Raw genomic sequence first — 12,180 nt, 5'->3', positions numbered from 1 at the left:
GGAGTCGGGAGTAAAATCTTTCCCTTGTCTACTCCCCACTCTCCAATCCCCACTCCCCGCTTTTAGAAATACCCTTCCATTTTTTTCTTTTCCATCGAGCCAGATGAATCGTGGTCGATCATTCGGCCCTGGCGCTCGCTGGTGGTGGTGAGCAGCATTTCCTGGATGATTTCTGGCAGCGTTTTGGCGGTGGATTCCACAGCGCCGGTTAGCGGATAACAGCCCAGCGTTCTAAAGCGTACCGATTTCATTTCAGGCACTTCACCCGGCAACAGCGGCATACGGTCGTCATCTACCATGATGAGTGTGCCATTACGCTCTACCACGGGGCGAACGTCGGCGTAGTAGAGCGGTACGATATCGATGTTTTCCATATAGATATATTGCCAGATATCCAGCTCTGTCCAATTAGACAGCGGGAATACGCGAATGCTCTCGCCTTGGTCTATTTTGGAGTTGTAGATATTCCATAGCTCTGGGCGCTGTACTTTTGGATCCCAGCGGTGGTTTTTATCGCGGAATGAGTACACGCGCTCTTTGGCGCGAGATTTTTCTTCGTCGCGGCGCGCACCACCAAAAGCGGCATCAAATTTATATTTATTTAGCGCTTGTTTTAAGCCCTCAGTTTTCATCACGTCGGTGTGTTTGGCCGAGCCTGCGCTAAATGGATTAATACCCGCTTTTACACCTTCTTCGTTGATATGCACGATCAGATCAAAATCAAATTTTTCCGGCATTTTATCGCGAAATTTAATCATTTCGCGGAATTTCCATGTGGTATCTACATGCAGTAGCGGAAAAGGCATTTTGCCTGGTGCAAAGGCTTTAAGCGCCAGATGCAGCATCACGGCAGAATCTTTACCGATGGAATAAAGCATGACCGGGTTATCAAATTCCGCGGCCACTTCACGAATAATATGGATAGATTCGGCTTCGAGTTGCTTAAGGTGAGTTAGCCTTGCTTCACTGAGGGTAGTCATACTTTATCCGGGCAAAAAATAATTGGGTCAGACTGCCGGCTGATAAAAGCCCGAGCGACGCTGCAACCCTGTGAATTTACCGAAGTAATCTGCTTTAGCGAAGGATTTAATCGTTATATCTATATGGAAGCTTGGTTTATGCCGAAATGAGCGGGTTGGTTCGCAGTCTTTAGGCCGACAAACCAGCTACCTCAACATTTCGGCATAAATAGGAATACTGGGTTACGCGATAAAGCTGCTAAGCCAAGCTACCAACTACGTGTGAATAAGGAGTTGAAGTTAATCACTGATGTTACGTAGCAAGATAAAAAATACGCAGTCTACTAAAAACACAAAAGGCACGAGCAGATAAGTTGAGCTGCATCATTTAATTTGATACGGACGTATCTTTTAGGTTGGCGCTGAGCATGCGAAGCCCAACATTCTTAATCGTATTGTTGGGCTTCGTTTCACTCAGCACCAACCTACAGCTATTCAAATCTAGTTGCGCATGAATACTTATCGTATAACCATTACTTTTTGATTGATTCGGATAATTATATTTAATATCAAATAGTTATTAAGTAACTCATCTACGCATCATAATAAAAAAGCAGAGGGAGATTATCCCTGTTTGATCCGTTTTTTTTCGTGCATTTAGTGTTTTTCGTGGACAAATAGTCTTTATGCGTAACATCAGTTAATCAGAGTTTGCCTAAGATCTCTTTTACCAAATCTGCATTGGTTTCTACTAAGGCGTATTCGTCTTGGCCGGGGATGCCCATATGCACATTGGGGTTGCAATAACGCATTTGGCTAGCAAAGGGTAGGCGGGCTGAGGTATGAAATTCTACGCAGCCGGTGGTGGCGACTAATTCGGCGATATTATTACTGCGTACTCCGGCGCCTGGCATTACCACTAGGCGTTCGCCTGCGACTTGCTGTAGCTCTTTGAGTAAGGCGGCCCCAGCTGTGGCTGTTGCCGCTTGGCCACTGCTAAGCAGGCGCTTGCAGCCAGTTGCAATCACGTCTTCTAGGGCTTTAAAGGGATCACGGGCCACATCAAAGGCGCGGTGGAAGGTGACTTGCATCGGCGTTGCCAGCTCTACAAGGGCTTTGCAGCGTGCGATATCGACATCGCCATCTGCAGTTAATATGCCAATTACCACCCCATCCACACCTAGTTTTTTGCAGGCAATGATATCGCGCTGCATCACTTCGTATTCCAGGTCGGTATATAAAAAATCGCCGCCACGCGGGCGGATAATCACGTTCAGACCGATCCAAAGCCGTTCTCTAGCCACGGCGATTTGCCCGAAGGATGGCGTGGTGCCGCCTTCTAGCAGATTGTCGCAAAACTCAACCCGATGCGCGCCACCTTCTTGCGCCGCTAAACAAGAAGTAATCGATCCTGCACAAATTTCTAGCAAAATAGTAGACATGACGTTTCCAAAAGAGAACGCCGCCCAGAATAAGCGGCGGCGTTGTTTAAGCTGGATTAATAAGACGTGTATGGGATTAAAAGGTTCTGTAACTCGTCTCAAGCACGGTGCTAGTGTAAGTATTGTAGGACGGGAGCAACCAGCGAGTCATGCTGAAAAATACGTGGCTTGCATCCGTCCTACGTGGTTTCTCTGAAAATATCACGCTGCTTTAGCTTCAAAAATATCCGCATTGAGCGCGGCATAAATGCTGCGTAAACGCGTATCTAAATCGGCGAGTTGCAGCGCAAGTTGCCTATCCATTTCTTCTAGTTCTTCGATGCGGCTTTCTAAGGTATCGGTGGCTTTGTGGATACGTTTGATGCTTTCTAGGCGGCGGCGTAGCTGCAGCTGATGCTCACGCACCTGCGTTTCCATGGGGGCCATTACCGCTTTTAGCCAGTTTTCGATATCGCGGTTGGCTACTTCAAATACGTACAGCACACGGCTGGCGACGGTTTCAAAGAACTTATGCGAAAGCCGCCCCTTGCTGGTGGTCAGCAGGGTGCTGATGGTGTTGAAATGTTCACGGAAAGCTTTTTCTAGCCGAGAAATTTCTTTGTGATATTTCAGGGTAGAAAAGGGCGGTGGGGTAACGGTGCCTAAGCCGTGCTCTTCGCTAAATTTTTTGTACATCGCCGCCATCATGGCTTGAATTTCGGCCACTTGTTCGGCGGATTTACTGATATTGCCGTTCACGTCTTTAAAGAACTGATCCATGATGGCGCGTAAGCCGCCCTCGCCAAACGAGAACTTGCTGTTGTCCATTTGGCCGCGCACAACTTCAATATTGCCTTTCAGCGCATCAATGCCCAGTAAGGTAAGCAGGCTATTGGTTTGCTGGCTAAAGATGCTGCGCAGGGCTTGAAAGCGTACCAGGCCCTGTTCAAACTTACGCTTATCGGCTTGGACTTTATCCATCATTTGCCCGACTACGTCTTGATTCTTGCCGTGCAGTTTGGATAGCTCGTCTAATTGCTCCAGTACACCATCGCGTCTTGCCGACAAAATTGCGCGGGTGCCTTGCACAATGTCTTCGACCTCGGTCATGGTGCTATCGCGCACGATATCTTGCTTAGAAGGCAGTAGCTCGTTAGAAAGCGCTTCTTCTAAGATGGTAAGGCGCGAGCGGGCGAGTAAATCGACGTCGTGATTTACCTTGGCAACTAAGGCTTTTTGCGCCGAAATCGGGTAAACGTGTTGTGTTGGCACGCCTAATAGCTCGGCAGTGGTGGTGATTTGGTGGTTAATCTCCGCTTCAATTTGCTCTGGGGTTTTTAATTCATCCCACATGCTGTCGATTTTATTGAGCACGGCCAAGCGGCCACGATTACCACCTTTGCCAATATGGGTGCGCCAAATATCAATATCAGAGCGGGTTACACCGGTATCGGCCGCCAAAATAAACAAAATGGCGTGGGCATTAGGCAGCAAATTGAGCGTTAGTTCTGGCTCAGTACCAATGGCGTTTAGCCCTGGTGTATCTAAAATTACCAAGCCTTGCTTAAGTAGTGGATGCGGGAAGTTGATCACCGCATGTCGCCAGCAAGGAATCTCAATCGTGCCTGCGGCATCTACGGCAATCAGCTGGTCGGGATCATCGCTGTTATAGAGGCCGTAGCGGGTGGCTTCTTCTACCGGAGCACGGCGGGTTAGGCCAACATGGCGAAAGGCTTCGAGCATGGCGTCGGAATCGTTGATATCCAGCTCAATGGTTCGCCATTCTTCTGGGTAGCGGCGGTATTCGCTGGTGGTGACGTTTTCGGCGCGGGTTTCAATCGGCAATAGCTGAATGGAAGGCACACGCGATGCATCGTAGAGCAGCTCGGTGGGGCACATGGTGGTGCGGCCAGCGGAGGAGGGCAAAATGCGCTTGCCATAGTTGGCAAAGAAAATGGCATTGATTAGCTCTGATTTGCCGCGAGAAAACTCGGCAACAAAGGCGATATTAAGCTTGTCGTCGCGTAGCTTTTCGATCAGCTGGGATATGCGTAAGCCGTTTTGTGCGTCTTCTAAATCTTGCTCATTTAACCAGCGTGATAGCTGGCTAATGGTTTGGGTGAGCTGAGCTCGCCAATTGCTGTAGGCTTGAAAATCTCCCACAAGGCGGTCATTGCCACTTGGGTCATTTACGGCTAAATCATGCTGATGTAGGTAATCGGTGCTCATTGCGATCTCTCTCTTTACTGCGCCAAGATTTAGTATCAATTGTTGTTGGGGTGTTCGCTGACGTTTTGCCCCATAAAATCACAAACATACTTCTAAAACTAAATTTATAAGCATATATGTAGGGGCGTTGCTTGCTGCATTCTGTTTAATATTGGGCGCTGCAAGCAGCATCCCTACTGTATTTGTGGTCCCTTTAAATTTGCTAGGGACCATTTTATTTATGTCCTGCTTAACATTCAGTGATTAATTTGAAGTTAATGATTTAATTTTAAAGTTAGCCTTTTACTGCCTATTTTTCAGCACTTTATCGCATAAATATCATTTTAGTAATAAGCGATTACTAACATACTTACTGATTTAGCTTGCTGTTGATTAAAAATATTGAAATATATCAATTAAATTTGGCATTGCGGGCAGTAAAAGGTGCTGCGTTGGCCTTGGCGTATTTGCTTAATTTCACCGTTACATATTCTGCACGGCATACCCGCTCGGGCGTAAACAAAGGCACTAAGCTGAAAATAACCCGCCTTACCATCGCTATCTACATAATCTTTTAGCGTACTACCCCCCGCCGTAATTGCATCGCTGAGTGTGGCTTTTATCGCAATCACCAGCTGCGCTGCTTCTTGCAAACTCAGGCTATTTGCGGCCCTTTGCGGATTAATTTTTGCTCTAAATAGCGATTCCGCCGCATAGATATTACCCACGCCTACTACGGTATGGTTATCCATAATGGCGAGCTTAATGGCTATTTTCCGATTAGAGTTGGCCAATAGTAGATAGTCGGCATTAAATTGATCCGATAAAGGCTCTGGGCCGAGTTGTAGCAATAAAGGGTGGGGGCAATTTTCTATCGGCTGCCATAGGCATGCGCCAAAACGGCGTGGATCTCGATAGCGTAGCCGTGTGCCATTGGCGAGCACTAAATCAAAATGATCGTGCTTTTCGGCGGGAAAGGCTTCGGTTAGTACGCGTAAATTACCTGACATGCCCAAATGAATCAGTAAGGTGCCATGCTCAAAACTGAGCAGCAGATATTTGGCCCGCCGCGTAACGCTAAGTACTTTTCGCCCCTCTAGTATTTGAGCTAAATCCGCCGGAATTGGCCAGCGCAGCCTTGCTTGGCGAATAATGACTTCGCTAATGGTTTTCCCTTCTACATGGGGAGAAATGCCGCGTTTTGTGGTTTCAACTTCAGGTAATTCTGGCACTTTTTCTTCCTATTAGCGGTGTTGTACTTGCGTTAAACGCGGCCTATTGATGGTGGATACATGGGCAATTGGCCAATAAATATTGATGCAATACCCTGTTTTGTAAGGGAAATAAGCTTTAATTAATTGTGCTAGCCTTGTTAAGTGGCTAGGCTTACATCGTGGTTTTAAAGACAGTAAGCGTAAGACGGGCTATTACTATCTGAAATATCCGAGTTAATATGGAATGATTAATGACGTTACTGGATTGTGCCATGCCCGTCCCATTCAGACTCCCCACTTTTAAACACTCAGCTCTATGCTTGCTTATTAGCGGCCTGTTTTTGGGCGGATGCGCCGCTGTGCCTGTTTCTACATCCAGCACTGCGGCTAGCGAGCCTGCAGAAGCGGTGGCAGAAACCGAGACGGTTCGGGATGAAAGCTTTGCGCCAGAAACATTATCACGCATGCCGCTGACCAATGATTTATTGCTGCGCTTTTTGGTTGCGGACGTTTCATTGCAGCGAGGCCGCACGGCGCTCTCTGCACAAACTTGGCATGATCTGGCTAATCGTACCCATGACCCTCGTGTGGCTCGCCGCGCAACCGAAGTAGCCGTAGGCGCTGGGCAGCTGGGTTTAGCACAAGAAACCGCTCAGCAATGGATAGCAGCTGCGCCAAACTCTGTGGGGGCTCGGCAAATTTTGCTCACTCTTTTGATTCGCGCAGATCGAATTGAAGATGCCAAGCCGCATATCGAGGCGCTGCTGGCGGCAAAGCCAGAAGATGCCGCATCATTTTTTATGCAAATGCATTTGCTCTGGGATAAGACCACCGACAGAAAAGCGGCATGGAAGCTTACTGATGAGCTAACCCAAAAGTATCCACAGCTTCCTGAGGCGCATTTTGCCCGTGCCGTGGCAATGGCCAATCAAGAGCGGTTTAATGATGCGCTGGCGGAGTTAAACATTGCCCTTACCGCAAGACCTAATTGGGAAACCGCCATTCAGTACAAGGCGCAGCTATTGGCTAATCAATCGCCAGCGGCCAGTGTTGAATTCCTAGAAAAAACCATCAAAGACAATCCGATGTCTTTGACGTTAAGAAATAGCCTAGCGCGTGAGCTGGTTGCGGCCCAGCGCTTGCCTGAGGCATCACAGGTTTACCAAGAAATTTTAAAGCTACAAGGCAATAATCTGGATGCATTAATTGGCTCTGGTTTAATTGCACTGCAGCAGCGTGATTTTGATACGGCGTATAGCAATCTCAGCGCCGCAATCAAACAAAACCCACGCAATGTGGATAATTTGCGTTACTACCTAGGGCAGATTTCTGAAGAGCGCTATCGTTTTGATGAAGCCTTGAGTTGGTATAGCCAAGTGGGCGGAGATTTTGCCGCCTCAGCTAAAAAACGTCTGCCGCGTGTTTTGGCGCGCTTAGGGCGCACAGAAGAAGCACGTAAGGCTATTGCGGCTCTGCCTAGTGATACCGAGCAAGCAAAAGTAGAGCGTATCCAAATGGAAGCGCAATTGTACCGTGAAGCTCGCAACTATAAAAAAGGCGTTGAAATTCTTAGTAAGGGCCTAGTGACTTATCCACAGTCTACCGATCTGGTTTACGACCGCGCACTACTTGCAGATATGCAAGGTGATTACGCTTTAGCTGAAAGCGATTTGCGTAAGTATGTAGAGCTTATGCCAGCTAATGCACAGGGAATGAATGCGCTTGGCTACACCCTGCTGACACGTACCACTAAATTAAGCGAGGCAGAGGTATTGCTAGAGCAAGCGATTGCGCTAGAGCCAGATAGCCCAGTGATTTTAGATAGCCTAGGCTGGCTGCGTTATAAGCAGGGCAAGTTGCAGGAAGCCAGTGTGTTGCTGAAACGTGCGTATAGCAAGCTTGCTGAGCCTGACGTGGCGGCACATTTGGCCGAGGTATTGTGGCTGCTAGGTGAAAAGGCTGAGGCAAAAAAAGTGGTTGATGCAGCAGCTTTGATTGATGCCAAAAACGATACTTTAGTTGAAACCATTAAACGCTTAGGGATTCATTAATGCGTTTATGGTTAATTGCGGTATTGTTTTTAGTGGGCTGCGCCAGCACACCTCCTGTAAGCCGCTCTGGGTATTCGGCCAGTGGCCGAGTGGCCTTAAAGGTGGCAAATGAAAGGCATTATGCGCAGTTTGATTGGCATCAGCTTGGCGAGCAAAGCGAGTTAGCAATATCTGGCCCACTTGGGCAAACCGCGGCAGAGCTGCGATTTAGCCCCGGCTTGGCAAGCTTTAAGGATGCTAATCAGCGTGTCATTAAGGCCGCATCCCCTGATGAGTTGATCAAAGAAGCGCTGGGCTGGCCGCTACCGGTGTCTGGCCTGCGCTGGTGGTTGCGTGGCGAGGCCGATCCAGATAGCGTAAGTCATCAAAGCAAAATTGAAAATGGCCAACTGCTTGAGCAAGCAGGCTGGCGTATTGAGAGCACAGATTATCGCGGCCAGCCTAGCTTGCCGCATAGGCTGATGCTAAGTCGTGACGATCTTGAAATTAAAGTAGTGATATCAGAATGGCAATGGAATCCCTAGGTATAAATAGTGTTTGGCAAGATTTTCCTGCTCCAGCCAAGCTTAATCTTTTCTTACATATTGTTGGTCGTCGCCCTGATGGCTATCACCTGCTGCAATCGGTTTTTCAGTTGATTGATTTAAGCGATACAATTAGCTTACGGGTGAATGCAAGTGGAGAGGTGATTCATCACAATCCTTTGCCTAGTGTTCCGGCCGAGGCAGATCTCACCGTGCGTGCTGCGCGTTTGCTGCAGCACGCCACAGGCTGCAAGCTAGGGGTAGATATCCGTGTAGATAAGCGCCTACCGATGGGTGGCGGCGTGGGTGGTGGGAGCTCTGATGCTGCTACCGTGATGTTGGCGCTAAATCGCCTATGGCAGCTTAATTTACCTCGTAGCAAACTGATGGAGTTAGGTTTAAGTCTGGGGGCAGATGTGCCGTTTTTTATTTTTGGCGAGTCGGCTTTTGTTGAAGGGATTGGCGAAATAATGACGCCGGTTGCCACGCCAGATACCCATTTTGTGATCTTGCACCCAGCAGTACACGTGTCCACACCGCAGATTTTTCGCGATCCAAGCTTGACAAGAAATACGCCGCCGATTACAGTTCCGCTCCTCAGTAGCGCCTTCACCCAAAATGATCTGGAAGCGGTGGCCTGTAAAAGTCATCCAAAGATAGCTGAAAGTATTACGTGGCTTAGCCAGTATGCAAACGCAAGGATGACTGGCTCAGGTAGTTGTGTTTTTGCAAGTTTTTCTTCACCTAACGAAGCAAACAGTGTAATATACGACCTGCCAAAAAATATGACCGGATTTGTTGCTAGGTCATTAAGTAAGCATCCATTACATGAATTTGCCGAGTAGTTGCGGGCAGTTTCATTAGGGGAGTCGCCAAGTTGGTTAAGGCATCGGATTTTGATTCCGACATGCGAAGGTTCGAATCCTTCTTCCCCTGCCATCATTCGAATAGAAAAGCGTGTAATTTAAAAATTACGCGCTTTTCGTCCTTCTGGAATACAGAAATGGCTTACGATAGTCTCATGGTGTTCACTGGTAACGCTAACCCGAAGCTTGCTGATAGCGTAGTTAATCACCTGGACATCTCGATCGGCCGTGCCACGGTTGGTCGATTCTCTGACGGCGAAGTGACCGTTGAGCTGCTAGAAAACGTTCGCGGTCGCGATGTGTTTGTTCTGCAGTCCACCTGTGTGCCGACCAATGATAATTTGATGGAAGTAATGTTGATGGTTGATTCGCTGAAACGCGCATCGGCTGGCCGCATTACTGCAGCAATTCCCTACCTAGGGTATTCCCGTCAAGATCGCCGTCCTCGTTCTGCTCGTGTACCGATCTCCGCCAAAGTGGTTGCAAATATGCTGACCGTGGCGGGTGTAGATCGTGTGCTGACAGTCGATGTACACGCTGATCAAATCCAAGGCTTCTTTGATATCCCTGTAGATAATATCTACTCGACACCCGTATTGCTGTCGGATATCCGCGAAAAACGCTACGAAAACCTAATGGTAGTTAGCCCAGACGTAGGCGGCGTATTACGTGCCCGCGCTATGGCTAAGCAATTAGGCGTGGATATGGCGATTATCGATAAACGCCGTCCTAAGGCTGGCGTTGCCGAAGTGATGCATATTATCGGCGATGTAAAAGACCGTACTTGCGTGATTATCGATGACATGATCGATACCGCCAACACCCTGTGCAAAGCCGCGCAAGCGTTGAAGCAACACGGTGCTAAGCGCGTATTGGCTTATGCCACTCACGCGGTATTTTCTGGTGCAGCGGTTGAGCGCATTATGCAATCTGACTTAGACGAAGTGGTTGTGACTGACACCATTCCAGTCAGCCAAGCAGCCCAAGATAGTGGCCGTGTTCGTGTTGTTTCGATTGCTGGCCTGTTGGCTGAAACGATGCGACGCATTAATAACGATGAGTCTGTTTCTTCGTTATTTGTCGATTAAATCGGTTTAAGAATTCAAAACCCAGATATTTTATCTGGGTTTTCTGTTGCACTGTCTGGTCGCGGACAGTGCTTATTAAAATGCACTTCGGTGCGTATGGAGTTTTATTATGACATTTGAAATCAATGCAGTAGCACGTGACGCGCAAGGTACGGGTGCGAGCCGCCGCCAGCGTCGTGACGGTCGTTTGCCAGCAATCGTTTACGGTGGCGATGTAGCCCCTGTAGCCGTAACACTTGATCACAACAGCATGTACTACGCTCTGCAAAAAGAAGCGTTCCACACTGCTTTGATCACTTTGAACGTTGAAGGCGCTGCTGCTGAGCAAGTTTTGGTTCGCGCTGTTCAATATCACCCATTCAAGCAATTGGTTCTGCACGTTGATTTACAACGCGTAAACGAAGCAACTGTTGTTGAATTGAAAGTGCCATTGCACTTCGTTAACGGCGATGCTAGCTTGGGCGTTAAGTTGCAAGGCGGTACGATCAGCACCGTATTGAACGAAGTAATGATTCGTTGTGTAGCTTCTAAGCTGCCAGAATTCGTAACTGTTGACCTTGCTGATTTGTCTGCAATGAATACTTCGGTTCACTTGTCTGACATCAAATTGCCTGAAGGTATCGAATTGGTATCGTTGGCTGCTGGTAAAGACCTAGGTATCGTAAACCTGAACGGCGCAAAAGCTGTTTAAGTTTTAAGTACTTAAAAAACCCGCTGCGGCGGGTTTTTTTACGTCTATATCTAGGGTCTGTTGACGTTTCATTCACTGCTGCGTTTGACCCAGTTTTGGGGCTGAACAAGGCAAAAATTGCGACATGGCACGAGTACCATTAGCGATTTTTAACGCTGTGCAGCCCCAAAAATGGGTCAAACCCTCTGCGTGCGAGGGATTTTCCTCGCTCAGCGCAATTGTGAATGAAACGTCAACAGACCCTCGCGTTAAACTCAGGGTTTGGGGCAGAAAGAGCGGTATCATAGAGCCCTTTTTGCTTGCTTTAGAAAGACTATGCCGCATATTAAACTGATTGTAGGCTTGGGTAATCCAGGTAGCGATTACGCAGCAACTCGCCATAACGCTGGCTTTTGGTGGGTGGATGAATTAGCCAAAGATGCTGGCGCTTCTTTACGCCACGATAATAAATTTCATGGTTTGGCAGCCAAAGCCCGCCTGCACGGCAGTGATGTTTGGCTGCTAGAACCGCAAACTTTTATGAACCGCAGCGGCCTAGCTGTGGTGGCCTTGGCGCAGTTTTATAAAATCTTGCCAGCTGAAATCCTAGTGGTACACGACGAGCTAGATATTCCCTCGGGGCAAATCAAGCTGAAGCAGGGCGGCGGTAATGGTGGGCATAATGGCTTAAAAGATATTCAAGCTCATCTGGGCACGCCTGATTTCTGGCGCTTACGCGTAGGTATCGGCCATCCTGGCAATAAGGCCGAGGTGGCTAATTTTGTACTTAAGGCACCGCGTAAAGAAGAATTCGAAGGCATCATGGATGTGTTTATCAAAGCCCATCACGTGCTGCCTAAAATGCTGGCTGGCGATATGGGCGGGGCGATGCAAGCTTTGCATGCGGGTGTGCAGCGGCCAAATAAACCTAAGCCTGATACGGGCACAATAAGCTAGAACACCGCAATTCTTCTTGTACATAAAACCCAACTCTTGAACCACGGAGAGCGTGGAGGACACAGAGTTACACGGAGAAAACTGTAGTGGTCTAATTCCAACAGACACCTTGATAGGTGCATCATTCGCCTAAACAAGGAAAAACATGGCTTCTAAGCGTAAAAATTATAGTACTGACTTCAAACTAGAAGTCGCTCGTATGGTCGTCGATCAGGGCCTCAG

10 protein-coding genes and 1 tRNA gene are annotated in these 12,180 nt (G+C 48.1%); 7 read left to right on the top strand and 4 right to left on the bottom strand.

Annotation, left to right across the window (positions count from 1 at the left end; all coding sequences use genetic code 11):
* Positions 1-62 precede the first annotated feature (62 nt).
* From cysD to mutM, 4 genes are all read right to left on the bottom strand, one after another.
* The gene (gene cysD, locus Q0R17_RS00810) at positions 63-980 is read right to left on the bottom strand and encodes a sulfate adenylyltransferase subunit CysD (RefSeq protein ID WP_293931104.1); all 918 of its coding nucleotides are present in this window, start codon (positions 978-980) and stop codon (positions 63-65) included.
* Between the two features lie 683 nt (positions 981-1,663).
* Positions 1,664-2,401 carry a copper homeostasis protein CutC gene (locus Q0R17_RS00805; RefSeq protein WP_293931102.1) on the bottom strand — a complete coding sequence of 246 codons (738 nt, stop codon included), beginning with the start codon at positions 2,399-2,401 and terminating at the stop codon, positions 1,664-1,666.
* A gap of 201 nt (positions 2,402-2,602) precedes the next feature.
* Entirely contained in the window at positions 2,603-4,609 is a 2,007-nt protein-coding gene (locus Q0R17_RS00800) for a dynamin family protein (RefSeq protein WP_293931100.1), read from the bottom strand.
* A 395-nt stretch (positions 4,610-5,004) separates the two neighbouring features.
* Positions 5,005-5,820, bottom strand: a complete 816-nt coding sequence (mutM, locus tag Q0R17_RS00795; RefSeq protein ID WP_293931098.1) for a bifunctional DNA-formamidopyrimidine glycosylase/DNA-(apurinic or apyrimidinic site) lyase — start codon at positions 5,818-5,820, stop codon at positions 5,005-5,007.
* A gap of 233 nt (positions 5,821-6,053) precedes the next feature.
* On the opposite strand from mutM, the gene Q0R17_RS00790 reads away from it, so the two are divergent.
* The 7 genes from Q0R17_RS00790 to pth all read left to right on the top strand — a co-directional run bounded on the left by Q0R17_RS00790 (position 6,054) and on the right by pth (position 11,958).
* Positions 6,054-7,853, top strand: a complete 1,800-nt coding sequence (locus Q0R17_RS00790) for a tetratricopeptide repeat protein (protein ID WP_293931095.1) — start codon at positions 6,054-6,056, stop codon at positions 7,851-7,853.
* Positions 7,853-8,377, top strand: a complete 525-nt coding sequence (gene lolB / locus Q0R17_RS00785) for a lipoprotein insertase outer membrane protein LolB (protein WP_293931092.1) — start codon at positions 7,853-7,855, stop codon at positions 8,375-8,377. Before Q0R17_RS00790 ends, lolB begins: the two co-directional genes overlap by 1 nt.
* Positions 8,359-9,222 carry a 4-(cytidine 5'-diphospho)-2-C-methyl-D-erythritol kinase gene (ispE, locus tag Q0R17_RS00780; RefSeq protein WP_293931089.1) on the top strand — a complete coding sequence of 288 codons (864 nt, stop codon included), beginning with the start codon at positions 8,359-8,361 and terminating at the stop codon, positions 9,220-9,222. The genes lolB and ispE overlap by 19 nt, the downstream gene beginning before the upstream one ends.
* A 17-nt stretch (positions 9,223-9,239) precedes the next feature.
* Positions 9,240-9,316: transfer RNA gene (locus Q0R17_RS00775), tRNA-Gln, on the top strand.
* A gap of 64 nt (positions 9,317-9,380) precedes the next feature.
* Positions 9,381-10,331, top strand: coding sequence for a ribose-phosphate pyrophosphokinase (locus tag Q0R17_RS00770; RefSeq protein ID WP_099396806.1), 951 nt, complete (start codon positions 9,381-9,383; stop codon positions 10,329-10,331).
* 109 nt (positions 10,332-10,440) lie between these two features.
* On the top strand, positions 10,441-11,022 hold the full coding sequence (locus Q0R17_RS00765) for a 50S ribosomal protein L25/general stress protein Ctc (protein WP_293931081.1): 582 nt from the start codon (positions 10,441-10,443) through the stop codon (positions 11,020-11,022).
* A 315-nt stretch (positions 11,023-11,337) separates the two neighbouring features.
* Positions 11,338-11,958, top strand: a complete 621-nt coding sequence (pth, locus tag Q0R17_RS00760; RefSeq protein WP_293931079.1) for an aminoacyl-tRNA hydrolase — start codon at positions 11,338-11,340, stop codon at positions 11,956-11,958.
* Positions 11,959-12,180: the final 222 nt, after the last annotated feature.

Source organism: Iodobacter sp., from assembly GCF_025352645.1.
GTDB lineage: Bacteria > Pseudomonadota > Gammaproteobacteria > Burkholderiales > Chitinibacteraceae > Iodobacter.
The sequence above is the reverse complement of the archived record's forward strand: the minus strand, read 5'-3'. Positions and strand labels throughout refer to the sequence as shown.

Coding starts and splice junctions, on each gene's coding strand:
- cysD (WP_293931104.1), bottom strand. CDS start 980: ATGACTACCCTCAGTGAAGCAAGGCTAACTCACCTTAAGCAACTCGAA.
- Q0R17_RS00805 (WP_293931102.1), bottom strand. CDS start 2,401: ATGTCTACTATTTTGCTAGAAATTTGTGCAGGATCGATTACTTCTTGT.
- Q0R17_RS00800 (WP_293931100.1), bottom strand. CDS start 4,609: ATGAGCACCGATTACCTACATCAGCATGATTTAGCCGTAAATGACCCA.
- Q0R17_RS00790 (WP_293931095.1), top strand. CDS start 6,054: ATGACGTTACTGGATTGTGCCATGCCCGTCCCATTCAGACTCCCCACT.
- lolB (WP_293931092.1), top strand. CDS start 7,853: ATGCGTTTATGGTTAATTGCGGTATTGTTTTTAGTGGGCTGCGCCAGC.
- ispE (WP_293931089.1), top strand. CDS start 8,359: ATGGCAATGGAATCCCTAGGTATAAATAGTGTTTGGCAAGATTTTCCT.
- Q0R17_RS00770 (WP_099396806.1), top strand. CDS start 9,381: ATGGCTTACGATAGTCTCATGGTGTTCACTGGTAACGCTAACCCGAAG.
- Q0R17_RS00765 (WP_293931081.1), top strand. CDS start 10,441: ATGACATTTGAAATCAATGCAGTAGCACGTGACGCGCAAGGTACGGGT.
- pth (WP_293931079.1), top strand. CDS start 11,338: ATGCCGCATATTAAACTGATTGTAGGCTTGGGTAATCCAGGTAGCGAT.